We start from the raw sequence: 18,963 nt of genomic DNA, 5'->3' as shown, positions 1-18,963 counted from the left end.
CTTCTCAAAATGATTCCAAACAGAAAGGAGTGAAAGGATGAAACACGAACTGACAGCGCCAGTCACGCACAAGAACGAGGAGAAGCGGATTGTGTTTGGACCCGTTCTCGTTCCAAACGAGCCGGACAGCGACGGTGACATGGTATCCGCTGAAAAAATCGAGGAAGTAGCGCACAAGTTTTTAGAGCAATACGGCAACATCGATTTGCAACACACGCTGAACAATGTCGGCAAGGTGGTGGAATCGTACATCTTGCCGTTTGATTGGGAGATTAACGAGGATTTAACCGTGCCGAAAGGAAGTTGGATGATGGGCGTTCGTGTTCAGGACGAGGAAGTCTGGCAGGCGGTGAAGGAAGGGAAACTGACAGGCTTCTCGATTATGGGCGTCCCAAAAGTGGCGTTGAAATCAAAAGAGGCGGCGAAACGCACGACACTGGCTGACCTAGAGCGAGAAGCCGGCGATTGGGTGGTCAATGCCGTTTCACTTGTTGACGAGCCTGCCGTGCCAAAAGCGAAATTCATCGCTATTAAGAGCAAGAACAGCCGGGAAGAAGCGGTGAAAAAGGCGCTTCAAGGCTCGTATGAACACCTCGCCGATTTATTGCGTCGGAAAGTCTATCAGACGTTCGACAGCAACGTGATCGATTCACACGTCCATTCGATTTTTGATGACTCGGTGATCGTCCGTATTCAGGATATGAAAACGGGCAGCACGCGATTGTTCCAAATCGGCTACACGATCAATGAACAGGGAGACGTTGAATTCGTCGGCGACTTGCAAGAGGTTCGTATCGTAGAAAATGTCGTCCCTGTTGAGGAACCATCCTCGCAAAACCTCGCTGTGGCTGCGCAGGCGGCCGTTAGAGGCGAGGAAAACGTTGAGCAAGGGGTAACCCTTTCGAAAGAAGAAACAAGCCCACAGCGGGCGAATAAAAGCCTTTTCGATAGATTAAAAGAAAAGCTCGGTCTAAAACCATCCGAAAAGGCGGGGCGAAAAATTTCCGATGCGAACTACGAGAAGCTGAAAGCCGCAAAGGAGGTCATTGACGAGCTCCTGCGGATCGCTGAAGAAGAGCGCGCAAGCAAATCGAAGGAGGGTGACGAAGAAGTGAAAGTCGAGGACGTTCAAAAGATGATTGACGACTCTTTGAAGCCAGTAAACGACAAGCTGGCCGAGATCATGAATACGCTGAAAGGTGCGGTACCGGCTCAAGAGCCACCAAAACAACAAGAAAAACAAGAACAGCAAGAGCCACAAGGACAGCAGGAGAAAGGCAACGCTCAAGGAGAAGCGGCGGCAAAGAGCGACGATGAAAACTACAAAGAAAAATACGAGCAAGTCATGAAACAGCTTGACGAACTCAAGCGAAAAATCCCGTTCTCGAAGCGGCTGACGGGTCAAGATGGAGTGGCGGAAAAATCGAATCCGAAAGACGAATACGATCGTGATCCGTTTGGCTTTAAACGCAAATAATTTGTGTCCGACACAAAATTAGAAAAGGAGTGTTGAGTATATGTTCACGAACGATGTACTTCTTGGAAAATTAGAAAACGCTCTGAAAGCCATCACGACGAATGACCTAGGAGCATCTCGCTTGACTCCGGCAAAACAACGACTGTTCGTGCGTACAGTTTCCGAAGCTACACGCATTTTGGATGAAGCTCGTCGGATTGACATGACGAGCCACACACACGACATTGATCGTATTGCTTTTGGTTCTCGAATTTTGCAAGGGGCGACGGAAGATCAAGCTCCAAGCGGCGAAACGAAGCCGGATTTCAGCACGAACAAACTGGAGTCGGTTGAGGTCATTGGCATTTCTGGCATCACTGACTCGACACTCGAGGACAACATCGAACGTGAAGGATTTGAGGACACGCTGATTCAGTTGATTGCTGATCGTGTCGGCGTTGACCTCGAAGAACTGTTCCTCAACGGTGACAAATCGAGCAGCGACCCGTTCTTGGCCAAAACGGACGGATGGCTCAAGAAAGCGGCCAACCTTGTTCAAGGCACGACTGATTTTGACGCCACAGACGTCGAAGCCATGTTTGATGCGATGATTCAGGCTTTGCCGAAAAAATACCTGCGTGACCGTTCGCAATGGCGCTTCTACGTCCATTGGGACATCGAAGACGCATACCGTGACGTCCTCCGTGCTCGTGGTACGGGACTTGGCGACACGGCACAAACGACTGCAACACAACTAGCGTACAAAGGTATTGCGGTCGTCGATGCGGCCAACATGCCCGCCGGAACGGCGCTCTTAGTCAACCCGGCCAACCTTGTATACGGCATCTATCGAGACATTCGAATCGAACCGGATCGCCAACCGAAACTGCGCCGGACGGACTTTGTCACGACCTTGCGTGTTGACTGCCACTACGAGGATGAAAACGCGGCTGTCGTCGGTAAAGGATACACTGGCTGATGAGGTGAGCAGGGATGAAAACATTACGAGTGGTGAACAAAGGGAAGAAAACTCGATACCGTCTCGGTGTCGAGTTTCCTCCTAACCAAACTGTAGAAATCACGGTTTCCAACCGTGAATATCTGACCGTGAAAGCGGTGCGGGATTTTGAGGTGGAAATCGTGAGCGAAGATGAAACGAAACAGAGTAGCGACATTGCCGAGACCGATGCACCTTCATTGGGCGTGCAAGACATGACGATTGACGAGGTGCTACAAGCGGTCAAAGAAGGCAAACTGTCCGTTGACGAAGCGTTGTCCCAAGAGAAAGCAGGAAAGAATCGCTCCACTCTCATCGACAAGCTAGAAGCGTTGAAAGAAGAGTGATGGCTAATGTCCTTGTTTGAAAAATCCGTTACCGAGGTTGTCACTCCGCAGGACGTCCGTGATTTGACGGGCGTCTCTGCGGATAATTTTGGATTTCCACCGGACATCAGCGATCCCGAAAAGAAATTGGACGATTTGTTGTCTACGTGGATTGAGCGAATCGCGTCGCATATCCATGCCAGACTCAAGCGCACCGTTCTTGAAAAGGATGACGAATACTTGGCGATCCAAGACATATTAGTACGGACTGTCGCCAAGGTTGTTGCGGTTGCTCAACAACAACGATCAAGCCCAATTATTCAGATTAATGACTTTGCCGTCTCTATTTTGAATACATCGGATGTCACGAAAGACTTGGAGACGGAATTGCAGCCGTATATGAGACAGAAAATCGATGTATTTCTTTCGTCAGATCCCTATGTAGGGGAGTGATAAGAATGTTTGATGCTGAAATCAGCAAGGAAGATTTGAGACAACTGATTCCGAAGATAAGAACAGCGTTAAACCGAGCAACCGAGCTGACAGCGCTTGAAGTATGGGGCAATTTGATGGAGTTTTCTCCGCAAGACCATGGGCGCTTGGCAAGCTCGTGGAAATTGCAAAAACGAAGCGCGCGGTTCTATACAGTCGGAACGAACGTGGAATATGCACTCGTGCAAAACTACGGTTCTGGACCATATGAAATCTATCCGCGGCGAGCGAAAGCGTTGCGATTTGAGGTAAACGGTGAAGTGGTCTTTGCCAAAAAGGTCAAACACCCGGGAATTAAGCCGAAACGCTTTATTGAGCGTTCTATCGCCGCAGCCGAACGGCGAATTGACGATTTCGTTGAACAGGCGTTGAAGGAAGTGAAACTGATATGATTCAAAACAAGCCTCTCAAGGACATTCACAGGGAGATTCGAGCAAAGGTTCGGGAGGTATTGGAGCAGGCGCCGGAACTCGCTGAAATCAAACGGATTGTCTACGGGGACAAGGTGAGAGTCGGGACGTTGCACACGCCTGCGATTTGGATTGTTCCCGAGCCGTATGCTCCTAACTTGGTAGGCGGGAAAACAGCCGACCATGACATACGGTTCAACTTTGTCGTGCTCGTCAAAGCGAATGACCCCGAACAAGCGCTTGAAAAAGCCCATGACTTGGCGTTGACGGTCTATGACGTGCTTGTAAAAGATCGGACGCTAGGTGGCACTGTATCGGATGTTCGTGCAACACAAATCGATCCGGCCTACGAGATGGGCAATAACACGCAGGTTTGTTGGTCTGCGGTGCAATTTGATTTTCGAGTGAAACGTAGGGAGTAAAAAATCAACAGTAAGGGGGAGAGTAGCCTTGTCGCTAAAAGACGACAGAAAACCTTTGAAGCATTTGAAGATTCCTGTTTCGTTAGGGATTGGTGAGGGTGGAAATACGCTGCCTCATTTATACGAATATTTCGCTCAGGTTGACGAGCATATCGACAGTCTGAAATCAGGAGGAACACAAGGACCACCTGGGAAATCGGCTTATGAGATCGCGGTCGAAAACGGATTCCAGGGCACAGAGCAAGAATGGCTGGCATCGTTAGTCGGTCCCCAAGGACCACAAGGCCCACAGGGTCCACAAGGTCCACAGGGAGAGCAAGGACCAAAAGGGGACAAGGGAGACAAAGGCGACAAGGGCGAGGATGGTGTTGGCATCACAGATATTACAACGGACGGAACCAACATCATTTTTCACTTGTCAGATGGAACCACAAGACAAATTCCTTTTCCTAGTCAATCAGAATAATTTTAGGTGGTGATTCATAGATGGCAATTACTCGCTATTTAATGATTGGCGAGGAAACAAAGTTCGGGGTGGAAGCGGCGCAATATGTGGAAACGCTAGACCCTGAAAGTGTTTCGATTGAGCCATCCGAAGACGACAAGCTGATTTATGAAGGCATTTCCGGCCTGGATCGCTTGGCGCAATTAGGCGTGTACTCGACAGGCGGTTCGATTACATTGCCACTGGACGACAAAGCGACGGGATGGTTTTGGAAGTGGGCATTAGGCGGCTACGAGGTGACAGGGGACGAATCAACCGGATATACGCACACGTTCTACCCGGCTCGTAGTGCGCTCATGCCTTCATTTTCAGCCAAAGTGGGGAAAGACATTATGGAGCATGTCTTTCTTGGCAACGTGATTGAGTCGCTAGAATTGGAGATTGAGAATGAGTGGGCGTTGCTAACGGTCAACACGTTAGGCGCATCGGACAAACGAGCGCCGTTGGCCACCAACATTCAATTCACGGAAGGCAACGTCTTCACCGCGCCAATGGCGGCGCTTGAAAAGGGCGGAACGGATATGAGCGCGTCTGTGAACAGTTTGACGCTGACGGTGGAGACGGGCGCGGACATTGAGAGTGCGCAAGGATTTGGCTCTCGTTTCCCGAAAAAAGCGTTCATGGGTTCGATGGTCGTCACGTTAGAGGTTGCCCTTGGATTCGACAGCGACCAAGAGCTGATCGCCTTTTGGGGCGGCACGGACGGTCCAAGCACTGATACGTTGCAGGAATTCGGCTACACGTTGCATCTAGGAAGCAATTTGGACATCATTTTCCCACGGTTGATTTATACGGCGTCGAGCCAACCTGTCGAGGGACGGGAAGGAATTGTTCAGACGGTAACAGCAAGAGCCTTGTTCGACCAAGCAACGGGAACAGGACCGATTCAAGTATCGCTGACGAACGACAAGGCGTCGTATACAGTCGTGTGAGGATAGGCAAAACGCTTATCCTCTGTTTTTTAGAGGGACGAAAACAAACGGAAATTGGAGGGAAAACGAATGGCTAAAAAATTGACTGCCGGTGTATTGAACGGGACAGCTTACCAAGAGACGATGACTGTGACGTGGAATGGAGAAGAATTCGAAGTGGACATTCGACCGCTGAACAACAAAGAAGCACTGGAAATCGAGGAACTCATGCAAGAGGGTGTGGCAGTGAAAGGAACGCCAACACTGAAAGGCAAGGTGGCACAAACACTTCAATTCGATACAAAAGCCAACCTGCGCGGCCGGAAACGGGCGGCAATCAAAGCCGTGGCATACGGGACGGTTGACCCGATGATTACAGAGCAGGTTGTGGAGAACGAATTCCCACCGAAACTAGTGGATGAAATCGCCGGACGGATTTATGAAATCACAGGCATTGGCAACAAGCAACAAGTTCAAGAAGCGGTGGAAAACGATGATGATTCCTTTCTTCAGTCGTGAAGGAAGGAATTTTTATTTTCTTGTGAAAGAGTGCGGCGTTTCACCACTCGATGTTCCTTACATGACGCCGTTACAACAAGAGATATTAATCGCCCATCATAACAAGATTCAAAAAGAGCGCCAAAAAGAAGCGGAGAAATTGAGAAGGAAACTCCCTTCACGGGCGCGTTTACGAAAGGGGAGATGAGGCATGGCGGATCAAGTCGTTCAAATTGCCATTTCCGGCGTAGACGAGGTGTCCGGCATTTTGAACCGCGTCACACGAAACGCCGAAAAGGCCTTCCAATCGGTTGAAAGTGCTATTGAGTCGATGCCGGATTTGGATATTCAAGCAGACCTGTCTTCAATCGTTCGACTGGAAGGAGCGATCCGAGAACTCACTCAAACCATCCGTTCCATGCCCTCCCCGAAAGTGGATACGTCGCAAGCAAGGGGCGAACTCAAGAAACTACAAGATGAAGCGGAGAATACCCAAAAATCGCTGAAAGACATTGATTTTGAGCCCGTTCTGTCCGGCTTAGCGACAGGCGCAGGCATTTCAGCGGTTGTCGGGAAAGCGTTAGAGAGCGTAAACACGGAAACGAAAATTCGCGTATCCTTCGACGTTCCTCCCGAGTCTATCCAAACAGTCAAAGAAGCAACAAACACGGTCAAAGCGTACGGGATTGACGCGGAAAGCGCCCTAGAAGGCGTACGGCGTCAATTTGCGCTAAACGCAGATGCGAGTGACGCCGCAAACCGAAAGATTGTCGAGGGAGCCGGAGCGATTGCGGCTGCCTACTCAGGAATTGACTTCACGGAGCTCATCCAAGAAGTGAACGAGATTGGCAGCGAGCTTGAAATGTCGGATCAGCAAGCGCTCGAACTAGTCAACGCCTTGCTACGTGTTGGATTCCCTCCTGAACAACTCGACATCATTTCTGAGTACGGCCAACAACTGCAACGAGCTGGATTTGACGCCAAAGAAATTCAAGCGATTTTCGCGGCTGGCGTTGAGACCGGAACTTGGAACATAGATAACCTCTTGGATGGCCTCAAGGAGGGGCGTATCCTATTGGCTGAGTTTGGCCAAGGCGTTGACGACTCAATGAAGGAGCTGTTGCAGGGAACAGGCATTTCAGCCAAGCAGTTACAAACGTGGGGACAGGCTGTTGCGGCCGGCGGTGACAAAGGAAAGCAGGCCATGCAACAGGTCGCCAAAGCGTTGATGAACGTTGACGATGAGACAAAGCGGAACGCCTTGGGGGTAGCTATTTTCGGTAAACGAAAGTTGTGCCGAAACAAAACCGGGCAAAATCGGTGGAAGCTAAGTGAATCGGCATAAAAAGTATGTTATAATAATTATAAAGGGCTAGGGGGACGCCCCGAAAAGCAGATTCCCGACTGCCTGCCCTTCATTTAATTATTCGGGATACAACTACGGGAGGTTGTAAAATGAATAAGGTTTGTTGTGATTGTGGTGAAGAAAAACAATTAGATGATTTTGTGAAAGACAAACGTTATCCTGATGGGCGTAGAAAAAGATGCAAACGGTGCGAAAATTTAAGACGAAGAAAGACTCCTTTGTTACCAACACCAAAAGACGGTTATAAATATTGCTCTAAATGTTTAAAAGAAAAGCCGTTAGACGAATTTAATTTTAGAACTGTCAAAGGAGAAAAGAAGCCATTTAGTTATTGCAAAGATTGCGAAAGAGAATATAACCGAAATAAATATTCTCATACATGTCAAAGATGTGGAAAAAGTTATCATTCGGGCAAAAAGAAATCTACTTATTGCAAAAAATGCTACTCGGAACTCTTAAGGGATTTAGAAACCAATCCGTCGAAAGTGATATACATGGATTGGAGCGGAGAAAACAATCCTATGTATGGAGTTAGACGTTTTGGAAAATCCAATCCTAATTACAACCCGAACAAAACAGATGAGGAAAGAGAAAAAGAACGGCTTATTGAAGGTTATGGTTTGTGGAGAACACAAGTCTATGAAAGAGACAATTATACATGTCAATGTTGTGGAGATAATAAAGGTGGAAACTTAATCGCCCATCACTTGGATAGTTGGGATTGGTGCAAAGAGAAACGACTTGATGTGGATAACGGCATAACCTTATGCATAACATGTCACAAAAATTTCCATGATATATATGGATACGGAAAAAACACTAAACAACAATTTTATGAATTTCTGTCGATGGTAAATAGGCGCTCTGTTTGAGCGCTTTTTATTATGCCGATTCATATGCCAACACCGAGGTAACAGGGAACACCACCCTGCACCGTAGAGCGTAGGCGGTGAGCGTTAAGGGAGCAATAATCCGCCCAAGAGTGTCCGGCAACCAACATTTGTTGGTTGAAAATGTACGCCGAACCGGGCTGGAATTGACCAGCCGTATCCCGTGAAAGGGTATGAGGGAAACCTCCGGAAGCAGAGGATAAAAAGCCTTTGCGATAACAAATTGACCATGTGGGAAGACCAAGGCGATAACATTGCAGAAACGCTCCTGAACATGAACAAGCACTTGGGTGACGCGAGCAAGAATCAAGACTTGTTCAATCAGACCGTGCAACAAATGAATGCTGACCCGATGGTGCAAATGCAAAAGGCGTTTAACGATTTAAACACAGCCCTAGCTCCGGTGTATCGGGGAATTGCTGATGTGGTTAGCAAAGTGGCCGAGTGGATTTCTAATAACCCGAAACTGGCGGCAACCATCGCGGCGATTGTCACGGTGATTGGCATTATCACCGGATTATTTTTGACGCTCGCCCCGATTGTGTCTACCATCGCTACGGCGATGGGAGTTCTTGGCGTCAGTTTTGGGGCGATTGCGGCGCCGGTGTTGATTGTAATAGGCGTTATAGGAGCACTCATCGCGATCATCATTTTGCTATGGAAGAACTGGGATTCGGTCAGTAAGTTTCTGTCGAACTCGTGGAACGCGATCAAAAGCGTGGCGCAAACCGTGTTCAGCGCACTTGGAGCGTTCTTCGTGAGTGTATGGGAAGGCATCAAGAGCGTATCCATCACGGTCTGGAATGCTATCAAGTCCGCGTTGTCAACGGCGTGGAGCACGATTAAATCTGTGGCTTCTACCGTTTTTGACGCAATTAAAACAGCGATCTCGAACATTTGGAACACGATTAAAAGCGTGACATCGACCGTCTGGAACGCTATCAAGTCGGCGTTGACGGCAACGTGGAACGGCATTAAAAGCGCCGTATCGACAGTATTCAGCGCGATCCAGACGGTGATTTCGACCGTGTGGAACGTCATTCGTACCATGACGACAACGGTCTGGAATGCCATCCGTTCGGCTTTGACTACTGCATGGAACGCGATTAAATCTGCGGTTTCTTCTGTTTTCAATGCAATTCGGAACGTGATTTCAACAGTCTGGAACGCCATCCGTTCTGTCACGTCGAGCGTGTGGAATGGTATCAAAAGTGCAATCAGTTCTGTTATCAACGGCATTCGTTCGGGAATTTCAAGCACGTTCAGCAGCATTCGCAGTATCATTTCAAGCGTATGGAATGGAGTGAAAAGCGCGACATCGAGCGCATGGAACAGCGTGGTTAGCTCAGTACGTGGCGCAGTAAACAAAGTCATTGGCTTTATCAACCGCATGATTAACTCGATCAACAGCGTTCGCATTCCGATTCCGAAGATTCCCGACTGGGTTCCGGTGATTGGGGGACGCGGCGGCGGCTCGATTGGGTTCAATATACCGAACATTCCACGTTTGGCAACAGGTGGTGTAGTTGACGAGCCGACGCTAGCGATTGTCGGTGACGCCGGAGCAGGAAACCCCGAGATTGTGGCACCGCAACGAATGTTGCGAAGCATCATCCGTGAAGAACTGCAAAACAGCGGAGCACAAGGAGCAGAGCAAATACAAGTTGTCGTTCCTGTCATCTTGGACGGCAGGGAAATTATGCGAGTGGTCACGCCTTATATCGACCGTGAACTCGGTCAACGGCGCATCGGAAAAATGAGGGCAAACGGCATAGGAGGGAGCGTCTTGTGATTACGTATGACGGGTTTGACCTTTCACCATATCTACTCGTTCGGGACATTGGACGCCCCTTAATGCCGCCGCAAGAAATCGCATCCATGTCTATCGCCGGAAGGCATGGCGCGTATTTCTTGGAGAAGCGGCATCAGTCGGTCGTCATTCCTGTCGAGGTGGTCATCTTTGAACACCTCGACATGTCATATTTTGAATTGAAACGTTTCTTGGCCGGAAAATTGAACAAGAGCGAGCCAAAGCCACTCATTTTCGATGATGAGCCAGACAAGTACATTAACGCCATCATCCAAGACCAAACGGAAATTGACGACTTGATTCGATCCGGTCAAGGGACGCTGAACTTTTTCTGCCCTGATCCGTTCTATTATGCAATTGAAGACGAAGTATTTGAGTTCAGCGGCGCGGGCGTGTATGTCGTGAACCGACAAAAGGGGAACGAGTATTCAGAGCCGTTGATTGAAATACAGGGAACATGCAGCGGCGGCTCAATTGGCGTGCGAACGCCGTTCACGTCCGTACGTTTTTCGGGAACGTTGCAACAGGGCGAAACGCTTGTGCTGGATAGCCAACTTGTCACGTCCTACATTGTCGATGGATACGGGAACAAGCGATCAGCGAATCAGCATTTAGACTCGATGGATTTTCCGTTTTTGGACATCGAGGAAAACGAGGTGGAGTTTTTCACAGAGGGAAATGCGACCATTCAGAAAGCGACCGTCTATGCTCGAAGCCGATGGATTTAGAAAAGAGGTGAAACCATGGCGCAAACTCCTTATCGCGACCTAACAAGCCAAGACATTTTGGCAGCTCATATTTCAGGCTTGCAACATGACATCAACAAAATGCAGGCGGTTTTGGAAATGCAGACGGCGCAAGAGACAGGGCACGTATTGACGCCTGTGGCCGATCAAGACGATCCGACTATCCGTTATCGCATTTATGAGGGAACGATTCGCAATTGGCTGGACAATCCGGCGCCTGTTATTTATCGAAACGGCGTCCAAGTTGACCCGAGCGAATACGAAATCAGTCCGGCGCACGGTGTTGTCGTCTTTCATGAGCAACAAAATTTGAACGATACGATTGCGGCGGATTTCACGTATATCACCAATGTTTCAGCATGGCGGCAAAGCATAGACGGGAGCATCGGAAGCATTCCATCGTTGCAACAGGCGGTGGATCAACATTCGCTGTTGCTTGCTAATAATCCGGCGGGAGTTGAGCCCTTTTATCCGTTGTCGGGAACGTATGTCAGCCATTTTCGGCGCGATTACAATCCGTTGAATGCAGACGGAACGGCGAACGTGAACAGCCACGTGCCCGCATTTCAGATATTGGTTTACGGCAACACGATTGACGCTTTTCCTTTTCCGTTGCCAACCAAAACCCGATTCAACAAGGCGGCGATGAAGCTCAATTCGGCCAGTACGGACGTACCACTGCGGATCGGCATTTACCGAGATAACGGCCTGCGGCCGAGCGAATTGCTCTTTCAAAGCCCTGTCATCACCATTCCGGCGGCCGGAGGGTGGGGCATGGTGGACATTGATTTGGAGTTAGAACCGGGGTTCTATTGGATTGCAAGGCACGATGGGGCAACAGCGTATTATGACGGACTGAACCAAGTCAGTGCCATTCCTATCGTAGGATTCGACGCCCAAACGTTCTTGCAAGATTTGTCCCCACGTCCAAACCCACATACAGTTTACGGCGGCTATCGGGCGACAAACATTCCTTTTGGGGATATGCCGTCAACGTTTCCGGCAAGCGGAGCGCTGTTTCAACGAAGTTCCTATTGCTCGCCTTGGCTAGTCGTGGCGTGAGGTGACGCCTATGCTGAAATACAATCAGTTGAGAGTCGGGCGGTATAACCTGCTTGGCAAGATTCGATACAACAGCCAACCGCCACAACGACAACAGCCCTTGTATAGCCGACTGTCTAACGCCTTGCTTGTCGTGTATGACCAAGAGGGGAAGCGACTTGGCGTATTGGAAAACGCTGATGACCCGATTTTGGAACAAGAGATTGGCAGTGTGGATACGCTGACGTTTTCCCTTCCATACAACGATCCAAAACGAGAGTACATTCAAAACGAAAACATCGTCGAAGTGGTCAATCAGCGTTATTTCATTCGCGATGTCTCAAAAGTGAGAGCCGGAGGGCGGCTCGAACTCGTTGTGTATTGCGAAGCGACGTGGTACGACTTGCAATATACCGAGCCGATGAAAGTGTGGAGTTGGCAGGACGCGACGCCGGAACAAATCATGGCGGATATTCTGGACGGGACGGGGTGGACAGTCGGGCGCGTAGAAGTGACAGAGCGCCGAAACCTTCAGTTGGAAGAAGGATTAACGAATCGGCTGAAAGCATTGAGAGAGCTTCCCAACGTCTTTACGGGCGAGTTGTGGTTCAACACAAGCAACAATACAGTCGATTTCTTGCGGCCGGAAGGAAGAGATTCCGGAGCATCTATCGTCTATCGGAAAAACATGAAGGAAATCGAAGTGAACTACAGTACGAAAAATCTTGTCACAAAGCTGTACTTGTACGGGAAGAACAATATGACGATTGAAGACGCTCATCCAGAAGGATTGCCCTATATTGAAAACTATCAATATACGACCAAGAGGAAAGTGCTTGTGGCAAAAGACGAGCGTTTCACCAACCCGTTCCACCTTTACGAGCGCGGTTTGTATGCCTTGAGCATCTTGTCGCGTCCGACTGCTTCATACGTGATGAAAGTCGCCGACTTGTCGAGACTGTCGGGGTTAAGCCATGAACAATTCGCCCTTGGCGATAACGTGTTTGTGTACGACAAAGAATTGGGCATCAACGAGAAGAAGCGCATTGTTCGTTGGAAGTACAACATCAAAAAGCCGTGGGAATCGGAAGTGGAGCTTGAACGTCCACAACCGACGCTGTCTGATTTGCTGTCGGGTGTTCAGGAAGCGGCACCCGTTTTGGAATCGGAGGATACGGTAGACAGACAGGATTTGCTGAACCTAAGCGTCTTTAACTACCTCATGAATTCCCGTGCTGATGACGGGTTCAACTATTGGACGAATAACGGGTGGGAGATTGATCCGGTCAACGGATACAGCGGCAATGCCTCGTTTAAGGCAACGGCCGAAGAAGGGAAAACCAAGACACTCAAGCAAATCGTTTACCCTTCCCATCGCGATTCGTATTCCATCAGCATGCGAGTGGCGGCGGAAAACTTGCAAGTCGGGAGGGGGCGCGTCGGTGTTTACATTCGCATCAAGTACGCGGACGGAACAGAAGACGAGCCAATTTGGCTGTCACTGGCCGGAGGTGAGACGATATGATGTTCCAATTACTCAATCAAGTTATCGAAGTGAAAAGCCCCGATCGGGGCGTTTCGGCGATTGAAATTGAGTTTGTCGTGGAGAATTGCCAATCGGGGCAGGTGAATGTCACCGACATCATGCTGCAAAGCGGTTCAATCGCGACTTTGTGGAAAGGGCATCCGTCGGAAACACGTTGGTCGCTAGACGGGTGATGGTATGAATAAAGGAGATTGGACGCGATTTCTCGCCACATTGACCAAATTTCAACGAAAAAAAGTGGATCATATCGAATTTGAGCTAGTCGCTGAAAACCTGCGGCGCGGAGCGATCCGCATCACTGACTTGCAATTGCAAGAAGGCGAACAGGCGACGGCTTCCATTCCGAACACGGCGGAATGGTTCCAACCTGCATACGGAACATTGGACGAAACATCAACGGCCGTTGGGGGAGACGTTTATTTAGGCGATCAGCCGCGAGTATTCGAGAATGTGAAAAATCGCTTCTACAACATTGTCGGGCGAGGACATGAAGCGATTATCGTGCCAAACGTGTACGAAACAGACTTCTCACGTCAACTGACGACTACTGTCGTGGACATCACGCTATACGCGAAAAACGACTTCGATTTGTTGCGGATTTCCACCAACTACGGAGACTATGTGGACGAATACGAGCGAGTATATCCCGACGAGCCGGAACATCCCTTAAATAAGCGATACAGCCGTGAATTTTTCTTTGAAGGCGGCGCGGCCGGAAGCGAAATTCGGTTGTGGGGCTCAAGGAACGAGGCGTCGATCAACGGCGTTCCGGCCAATCGGGCGAGCCGGAGCCTGCCTGTCGGCAACGGAACGCTCAAGATAAGGCGTCAATTGTTCATGGGCTTGCCTTATGGCTCGAACCGGATTCGCATCGAGTTTTACAAGCTAGTTAATGGGAAAATGCAAGACGTTGGCATTGGGTACTGGGGAGTTGTCGAACTCATTCAATGGCAGGAAGGGAAGTCCAAGCCATGATAAAGCTGTTATCTTGGTCGCTAAATGAGCCGTCAAACGCTGAATTTGAGCAATACGCGAAAGAAGTCTCAACAGGCTTATGGGAAATCATTGACCCGAACGCTTGGAAGAATTGGGGCGGCGATCAGCGCAACTTTTGGTACGCGTTTTTAGAACATCACGACAAAATACATGCGTTTGGTCTTCACGATTTCGGTGTATTAGCGGACGGTTCGATTTATCATTACAAGGCCGGAGAAGCGTATCCAGTCTTGACCGATGACGAGAGCGGCATTCGCTATTGGATGAGAGATTCGTTGCGATTTTTGGTGGATCACTACCCGAGTATCAAGTGGTCGTTACAAATGGTTTGTTTTAATGAAAGTCGGGTAGAGCCGATGTTAGATAACGTGAACAATGCACAAGACACGTTCATCCGACAACTGCGGAAAATCGCCGAACTCTACATGAACCGTTTCCCGAACCGCATCAAAGGGATTGAGATGGACTTTGAAAAAAGTTCGTCTCGAAGTCGCTCATATCAAGAAGCGGAAAAGTATCGCGATTTGCTTGTAAGGGTGAAAAACGAGGTTTGTATTCCGTTAGGGCTGGAATTGCGCGTGAACCTTCATGCGATGACGGGCGATTTTGAGCCGTATTGGTATCAATGGACAGACTATCGAACCGTTGCTAGCGGAAGGGATTTGAACGGAAATCAGGCTATCGACGAGTTTCAAATCATGTCCTATGATTTCTCGTCGGGCAATACTGCGCCTGGAGCATCTACCCCATTATGGTGGCTCGAACAGGTGTTAGATCATGTCCAAAATGTACTGCAACCAGAGAAGGTGTATGTCGGAACAGCCGCATATGGACGCCGTTGGCAGTTGAATGAGAAGCGGACAGGGACAATCGTCAGATATTGGCAAATTATACAATGGCAAAACGGATTGTTCAAGCATAACGCTGGCAGTAGAAACGAGAATGACGAATTTGTTTGGTATAATCAATCGTTCATTCCATATGCCGGATTCCATGATGAAGAATCATCCTACGAAAAGACGTATTTGCATGTGTATGACCGATTTGCGGTGCAGTTCGCAACGTTAAAGACGTTTAACGATCAAACCGTGATTTTCCGTGATACGTACAACGGACAGGACTACATCACAAGCTATTCGAAGCACCAAAGAGCGAAGTTCACGGGCATCAAGAAAATATTGAACGATGTGACGAGCCGGATGGGGAACACGCGAACAGGCACGACTTGGACGCCGCGTGATACACTGTCCGGCTATACATTTTACGGCTATTCAGCGCATTCGGCGGTCTACAACTACAACAAAGACCTGAACACATGCGAACCGGCAGAAGGAAACGAAGGGCAGGACGGGCGCTTGTACTACTCATTCACCCTGCCAGAAGCGGGAAGCTATCGACTGATCGCCGTTGTCTATTTCCCGTATTTAAACCCGCGGATTCCTATTAGCGTGAACGGACAGGGCTTTGTCATCGGGGAAAAAGGAAATCAGCCCGAATGGTATCCGTTTTACGTCAATCCCGACAGGCATTTCTACGACTGCGGTGTTTTTTCGTTTGGCACTTCAAACACGATTGAGGTTGGCATATGCGAAGACGATGCGCAAATTCTAGGGTTTATCGTTTGCGAGGCGTTTGAGCATGGCATGTCGGGCGGGGAAGTCGAGTATCGCGTCAATTTGCAGCCGACGTGGAAACGGGGAGAAGTGACAAACGGGATCGTTTCAAAAGTGCAGGCCTCCTTTCCGGCGAACATGACGATCACAGGCGAACTATTGCGCCGCCCTCCACGTCCGGCCATCATTTGGGAAGACCTGTTCGGACCACATGTCCGAAGCGGCATTACTGACTTGGCAAAGACGAGATACTACCTGCATGTCGATCCAAATTACATTCCGCCGGGCTCTAACCCCGACCCCGATTTACAACGATGTGTCGGCACTCCAGTGAGCAGGGGATACTCATTTGGAGCATGGCGCCCCTATGCGGCGACAAGCACCGAGGAAGCGCACGTATTCGCCGATACAAGGACACAGTCTATGCAATTGATCGTCAACCACCAATACGAGATGAACGCCCATATCGAAGCGGATTTGCGCGCTGACGTGAACGACAGAAACGCTGTGTACGGCATTCGCTTTTGCGCCGATCAAGCCGGACAAATTGGGCGAGGGTATGTCTTTGTTGCTGACCATCGAGCCGGACGGTTCTATTTGAAATACGAGAGCGGAGGAAGTTCCCAAGTGCTAGCGTCCGCACCTCTCACGTTGACGCTTGGACAACGCTACACATTCAAGGTTCGAGTGCACGGCAATCATATCAAGTGCATGGTCGGGAACACGGAAGTCATCGAATATCCGAGTACACAAACGTTTCCGGCGCCACCAAACAAGGGAGCGCACGGTGTATATGCGAGTGGTTGTCGCGTGAAGTGCTATCGACTGCAAATCGCCACAAATGATCGGTATGAGCCGATGGAGAAGGTAGCAGCGATCATCGACGGCGTGGAACATGTTGCACTTGAAGAAACGCGGCCGTACAGCTATGACGAGCTAGGCTATCTTGTATATTCGGGCTTTGACCCCGATGAAGGGTTAGGCATTAAGATTTCCAATGACTACGAAAACCTCCCGATTGTGACCGTGCCTTCTTGGCAAGGAGAGAAAACCATCCGTATTCGTATGGTCGATGCCGGTGTATGGCTGCGAAATTTCTATGTCGGCGATTCGGAAGGCTATTCGATTGCGTGGAACGGCGACCTTGAAAGTTTCATAAAAGCCGCCGAATACACCATGCGATACGGCTGTAAAGGCGTGGCGATGTGGACAATCGGGCAAGAAGACCCGCGGATATTCACTTATATCCCATGAAAGGGGGTGAAGCCATGGGTATTTCTCCACATGACGGAAACGGGGTGACGATTACGCTTCGAGAGATTTATGATTCGCTGAACGGAGTGTCATCTTCATTGGATCGATTGGAACAACGAATCATTCGTTTGGAAGAAAAAACGTCCGTAGCCAGTGAAGCCGACGAGCGAAGCCGGAATGCCTTGAAAATGGCCGAGGAAGCGTTTCAAAAGGCCAATGAAGCGCTTGTTCTTGTCAAAGAAAAGGAGATTGAGAGAAAAGAGTTCAAGAAAATGTGGATCAGCGCGATTCTGTCGGCCACGATTCCTTGGCTGTTGGGTTTCTTGTTCGCGCTTGTTTATCTTGTCCAGAAAGGAGGTGGGTCATGATGAAAGACTGGAAGAAAATCATCGGGTATTTCATCCCGATTGTCGCGCTTGTGATTGCGAACATCGCGAAGGTCGATGATCCAGAGCAAATCGAAGGGGCGCTTGAAATCATCGTTTCTGGCGTTTTTGGTTTGTTGGCGGCGATTGGCGTATACCAAAGCCATGACAAAAGTGACGAAAAATAAGTGAAAAATGGAGGGGTACTATGCCTTGCAGTGAAATGCCCAAACCGATGGTTGTATGTACTGATGCTAGCTATTATACTGAAAAAGCTACTTCGATTGATGTAACAGCGTATTACAGTGGTGGGGGAATCGGAGATCCGAACAGCGACGGATTTATCGCGCCAACTTGGGATTATGTCATGGCGCTTGAAATCTATGATGGTTATTGGAAGGCTGTTGAATTGCAAACAGGATATTTTAGGCATCAAACGCCAGTTAAAAAGTTCTATCTAGCTGGAAAGAAAGAAGGACGATACAGAGTCCGTATGTACTATCAAGCCAGAGAAAATGAAGAATATACAGGGGTGATAACAACATATTCTTTCATGGTGTATCGCTGATTATCAAATGAAGGGGCGTATGAATTGGCGCTCCTTCATTTGAAAGGAGTTGAAAAATTGGTTAAAATGGTAACGACACAATAAGGCCAAGGGGGAGGGTTTGAGTTGGGCAAATGGATCTCTGGAGCAGTCGCTGTTGTTTTATTAGGGATCGGTTTTTTTGTCCTAATGAGTGAAAAAGATGACGCCAAACCTGTAAGGGCACAGCAACAATCAGAGCAGGAACAAAAAGAATGGCTGGTTGTCGGAGTTGATCCAAACAATTCTCCAGAATATAAATCGAACGCAGAACTTTACTTCGCGCACCTTAACTCAGCTATTTTCGTGGACAAAGCAAACGTGAATAATGGGGGAACGAGTTTAACGAACGAGGATTATAGAGGAATTCTAAAAGAACTAAAGGGAAATTTAGACAGAATCAAATATAACGGAGAAGAAAAAAAGGATGAGCTAGAAAAAGCAAAAGAATTGGTGAATCAAGCGATTCAGAACGACGCGAAAAAAGGTGATAAAATTTTTGACGAGATTCACGAAGTTATTCACGACTTAGATTTACATTTCAACAAAACTCACTTTGCCGATGAAAAGCTAACCGAGAAAGCTGACAATTAACCAAGAACGAATGACGCCTGTAAAGGGGCGTTTTTTTTATTTGCTTTTATTCCAAACTAAAGAGGGAATTGATGTGACTGAATTGGTTCAAGTCAGAACGATGTATTACGAATCATGCATATACGGAAAGTTTTGGTTT

23 protein-coding genes are annotated in these 18,963 nt (G+C 48.7%); all 23 read left to right on the top strand.

The window, feature by feature from the left end:
- Window positions 1-37 precede the first annotated feature (37 nt).
- The 23 genes from NSQ22_RS15240 (at window position 38) to NSQ22_RS15130 (ending at window position 18,824) form a co-directional block, all read left to right on the top strand.
- Window positions 38-1,477, top strand: coding sequence for an XkdF-like putative serine protease domain-containing protein (locus NSQ22_RS15240; RefSeq protein ID WP_339263750.1), 1,440 nt, complete (start codon window positions 38-40; stop codon window positions 1,475-1,477).
- A 40-nt stretch (window positions 1,478-1,517) separates the two neighbouring features.
- The gene (locus NSQ22_RS15235; protein WP_339263749.1) at window positions 1,518-2,435 is read left to right on the top strand and encodes a phage major capsid protein; all 918 of its coding nucleotides are present in this window, start codon (window positions 1,518-1,520) and stop codon (window positions 2,433-2,435) included.
- Window positions 2,436-2,449: 14 nt separating this feature from the next.
- Window positions 2,450-2,800, top strand: a complete 351-nt coding sequence (locus tag NSQ22_RS15230; protein ID WP_060476147.1) for a hypothetical protein — start codon at window positions 2,450-2,452, stop codon at window positions 2,798-2,800.
- A 6-nt stretch (window positions 2,801-2,806) separates the two neighbouring features.
- On the top strand, window positions 2,807-3,232 hold the full coding sequence (locus NSQ22_RS15225) for a hypothetical protein (RefSeq protein WP_060476146.1): 426 nt from the start codon (window positions 2,807-2,809) through the stop codon (window positions 3,230-3,232).
- A 5-nt stretch (window positions 3,233-3,237) separates the two neighbouring features.
- Complete coding sequence (locus NSQ22_RS15220; RefSeq protein ID WP_060476145.1) at window positions 3,238-3,663, top strand: HK97 gp10 family phage protein; 426 nt, start codon at window positions 3,238-3,240, stop codon at window positions 3,661-3,663.
- Window positions 3,660-4,103, top strand: coding sequence for a hypothetical protein (locus NSQ22_RS15215; RefSeq protein WP_008881960.1), 444 nt, complete (start codon window positions 3,660-3,662; stop codon window positions 4,101-4,103). Before NSQ22_RS15220 ends, NSQ22_RS15215 begins: the two co-directional genes overlap by 4 nt.
- 28 nt (window positions 4,104-4,131) lie before the next feature.
- Window positions 4,132-4,569, top strand: coding sequence for a hypothetical protein (locus NSQ22_RS15210; RefSeq protein WP_011888057.1), 438 nt, complete (start codon window positions 4,132-4,134; stop codon window positions 4,567-4,569).
- Window positions 4,570-4,589: 20 nt separating this feature from the next.
- Window positions 4,590-5,540 (top strand): phage tail tube protein, encoded by a 951-nt coding sequence (locus NSQ22_RS15205; RefSeq protein ID WP_339263746.1) that lies wholly within the window; start codon window positions 4,590-4,592, stop codon window positions 5,538-5,540.
- Between the two features lie 69 nt (window positions 5,541-5,609).
- The gene (locus tag NSQ22_RS15200) at window positions 5,610-6,038 is read left to right on the top strand and encodes a hypothetical protein (RefSeq protein WP_339263745.1); all 429 of its coding nucleotides are present in this window, start codon (window positions 5,610-5,612) and stop codon (window positions 6,036-6,038) included.
- On the top strand, window positions 6,013-6,225 hold the full coding sequence (locus tag NSQ22_RS15195) for a hypothetical protein (RefSeq protein ID WP_339263744.1): 213 nt from the start codon (window positions 6,013-6,015) through the stop codon (window positions 6,223-6,225). The genes NSQ22_RS15200 and NSQ22_RS15195 overlap by 26 nt, the downstream gene beginning before the upstream one ends.
- Window positions 6,226-6,228: 3 nt before the next feature.
- Window positions 6,229-7,362, top strand: a complete 1,134-nt coding sequence (locus tag NSQ22_RS15190; protein ID WP_339263743.1) for a tape measure protein — start codon at window positions 6,229-6,231, stop codon at window positions 7,360-7,362.
- A 110-nt stretch (window positions 7,363-7,472) separates the two neighbouring features.
- A complete protein-coding gene (locus tag NSQ22_RS15185) occupies window positions 7,473-8,255 on the top strand; it encodes an HNH endonuclease (protein WP_090952132.1) in 783 nt (260 codons plus the stop codon).
- A 292-nt stretch (window positions 8,256-8,547) separates the two neighbouring features.
- Window positions 8,548-10,065 (top strand): hypothetical protein, encoded by a 1,518-nt coding sequence (locus tag NSQ22_RS15180; RefSeq protein ID WP_339263740.1) that lies wholly within the window; start codon window positions 8,548-8,550, stop codon window positions 10,063-10,065.
- Window positions 10,062-10,811, top strand: coding sequence for a distal tail protein Dit (locus tag NSQ22_RS15175; RefSeq protein WP_011888052.1), 750 nt, complete (start codon window positions 10,062-10,064; stop codon window positions 10,809-10,811). Before NSQ22_RS15180 ends, NSQ22_RS15175 begins: the two co-directional genes overlap by 4 nt.
- 15 nt (window positions 10,812-10,826) lie before the next feature.
- Complete coding sequence (locus NSQ22_RS15170; RefSeq protein WP_171355565.1) at window positions 10,827-11,891, top strand: hypothetical protein; 1,065 nt, start codon at window positions 10,827-10,829, stop codon at window positions 11,889-11,891.
- Between the two features lie 10 nt (window positions 11,892-11,901).
- Window positions 11,902-13,395, top strand: coding sequence for a phage tail protein (locus tag NSQ22_RS15165; RefSeq protein ID WP_339263739.1), 1,494 nt, complete (start codon window positions 11,902-11,904; stop codon window positions 13,393-13,395).
- Window positions 13,392-13,589 (top strand): hypothetical protein, encoded by a 198-nt coding sequence (locus NSQ22_RS15160; RefSeq protein WP_011888049.1) that lies wholly within the window; start codon window positions 13,392-13,394, stop codon window positions 13,587-13,589. Before NSQ22_RS15165 ends, NSQ22_RS15160 begins: the two co-directional genes overlap by 4 nt.
- A 40-nt stretch (window positions 13,590-13,629) precedes the next feature.
- On the top strand, window positions 13,630-14,391 hold the full coding sequence (locus NSQ22_RS15155; RefSeq protein ID WP_328093001.1) for a hypothetical protein: 762 nt from the start codon (window positions 13,630-13,632) through the stop codon (window positions 14,389-14,391).
- Window positions 14,388-17,279, top strand: a complete 2,892-nt coding sequence (locus tag NSQ22_RS15150; RefSeq protein WP_339263737.1) for a glycosyl hydrolase family 18 protein — start codon at window positions 14,388-14,390, stop codon at window positions 17,277-17,279. Before NSQ22_RS15155 ends, NSQ22_RS15150 begins: the two co-directional genes overlap by 4 nt.
- Window positions 17,280-17,293: 14 nt before the next feature.
- Window positions 17,294-17,647, top strand: coding sequence for a hypothetical protein (locus NSQ22_RS15145; protein ID WP_081132805.1), 354 nt, complete (start codon window positions 17,294-17,296; stop codon window positions 17,645-17,647).
- Window positions 17,644-17,832 (top strand): hypothetical protein, encoded by a 189-nt coding sequence (locus NSQ22_RS15140; RefSeq protein WP_339263735.1) that lies wholly within the window; start codon window positions 17,644-17,646, stop codon window positions 17,830-17,832. The genes NSQ22_RS15145 and NSQ22_RS15140 overlap by 4 nt, the downstream gene beginning before the upstream one ends.
- Window positions 17,833-17,852: 20 nt before the next feature.
- Entirely contained in the window at window positions 17,853-18,212 is a 360-nt protein-coding gene (locus NSQ22_RS15135) for a hypothetical protein (RefSeq protein WP_081207179.1), read from the top strand.
- Between the two features lie 105 nt (window positions 18,213-18,317).
- Window positions 18,318-18,824, top strand: a complete 507-nt coding sequence (locus tag NSQ22_RS15130; protein ID WP_081207178.1) for a hypothetical protein — start codon at window positions 18,318-18,320, stop codon at window positions 18,822-18,824.
- Window positions 18,825-18,963 lie beyond the last annotated feature (139 nt).

It is taken from the genome of Geobacillus sp. FSL K6-3411 (assembly GCF_037965715.1).
In the GTDB taxonomy this organism is placed as follows: Bacteria; Bacillota; Bacilli; order Bacillales; family Anoxybacillaceae; genus Geobacillus; species Geobacillus thermodenitrificans.
This window is presented reverse-complemented; position numbering and strand designations above follow the sequence as displayed.

Bases quoted from the DNA above. Each gene is read 5' to 3' on its own strand.
- NSQ22_RS15240 (WP_339263750.1), top strand. From the start codon at position 38: ATGAAACACGAACTGACAGCGCCAGTCACGCACAAGAACGAGGAGAAG.
- NSQ22_RS15235 (WP_339263749.1), top strand. From the start codon at position 1,518: ATGTTCACGAACGATGTACTTCTTGGAAAATTAGAAAACGCTCTGAAA.
- NSQ22_RS15230 (WP_060476147.1), top strand. From the start codon at position 2,450: ATGAAAACATTACGAGTGGTGAACAAAGGGAAGAAAACTCGATACCGT.
- NSQ22_RS15225 (WP_060476146.1), top strand. From the start codon at position 2,807: ATGTCCTTGTTTGAAAAATCCGTTACCGAGGTTGTCACTCCGCAGGAC.
- NSQ22_RS15220 (WP_060476145.1), top strand. From the start codon at position 3,238: ATGTTTGATGCTGAAATCAGCAAGGAAGATTTGAGACAACTGATTCCG.
- NSQ22_RS15215 (WP_008881960.1), top strand. From the start codon at position 3,660: ATGATTCAAAACAAGCCTCTCAAGGACATTCACAGGGAGATTCGAGCA.
- NSQ22_RS15205 (WP_339263746.1), top strand. From the start codon at position 4,590: ATGGCAATTACTCGCTATTTAATGATTGGCGAGGAAACAAAGTTCGGG.
- NSQ22_RS15200 (WP_339263745.1), top strand. From the start codon at position 5,610: ATGGCTAAAAAATTGACTGCCGGTGTATTGAACGGGACAGCTTACCAA.
- NSQ22_RS15195 (WP_339263744.1), top strand. From the start codon at position 6,013: ATGATGATTCCTTTCTTCAGTCGTGAAGGAAGGAATTTTTATTTTCTT.
- NSQ22_RS15190 (WP_339263743.1), top strand. From the start codon at position 6,229: ATGGCGGATCAAGTCGTTCAAATTGCCATTTCCGGCGTAGACGAGGTG.
- NSQ22_RS15185 (WP_090952132.1), top strand. From the start codon at position 7,473: ATGAATAAGGTTTGTTGTGATTGTGGTGAAGAAAAACAATTAGATGAT.
- NSQ22_RS15180 (WP_339263740.1), top strand. From the start codon at position 8,548: ATGAACAAGCACTTGGGTGACGCGAGCAAGAATCAAGACTTGTTCAAT.
- NSQ22_RS15170 (WP_171355565.1), top strand. From the start codon at position 10,827: ATGGCGCAAACTCCTTATCGCGACCTAACAAGCCAAGACATTTTGGCA.
- NSQ22_RS15165 (WP_339263739.1), top strand. From the start codon at position 11,902: ATGCTGAAATACAATCAGTTGAGAGTCGGGCGGTATAACCTGCTTGGC.
- NSQ22_RS15160 (WP_011888049.1), top strand. From the start codon at position 13,392: ATGATGTTCCAATTACTCAATCAAGTTATCGAAGTGAAAAGCCCCGAT.
- NSQ22_RS15150 (WP_339263737.1), top strand. From the start codon at position 14,388: ATGATAAAGCTGTTATCTTGGTCGCTAAATGAGCCGTCAAACGCTGAA.
- NSQ22_RS15145 (WP_081132805.1), top strand. From the start codon at position 17,294: ATGGGTATTTCTCCACATGACGGAAACGGGGTGACGATTACGCTTCGA.
- NSQ22_RS15140 (WP_339263735.1), top strand. From the start codon at position 17,644: ATGATGAAAGACTGGAAGAAAATCATCGGGTATTTCATCCCGATTGTC.
- NSQ22_RS15135 (WP_081207179.1), top strand. From the start codon at position 17,853: ATGCCTTGCAGTGAAATGCCCAAACCGATGGTTGTATGTACTGATGCT.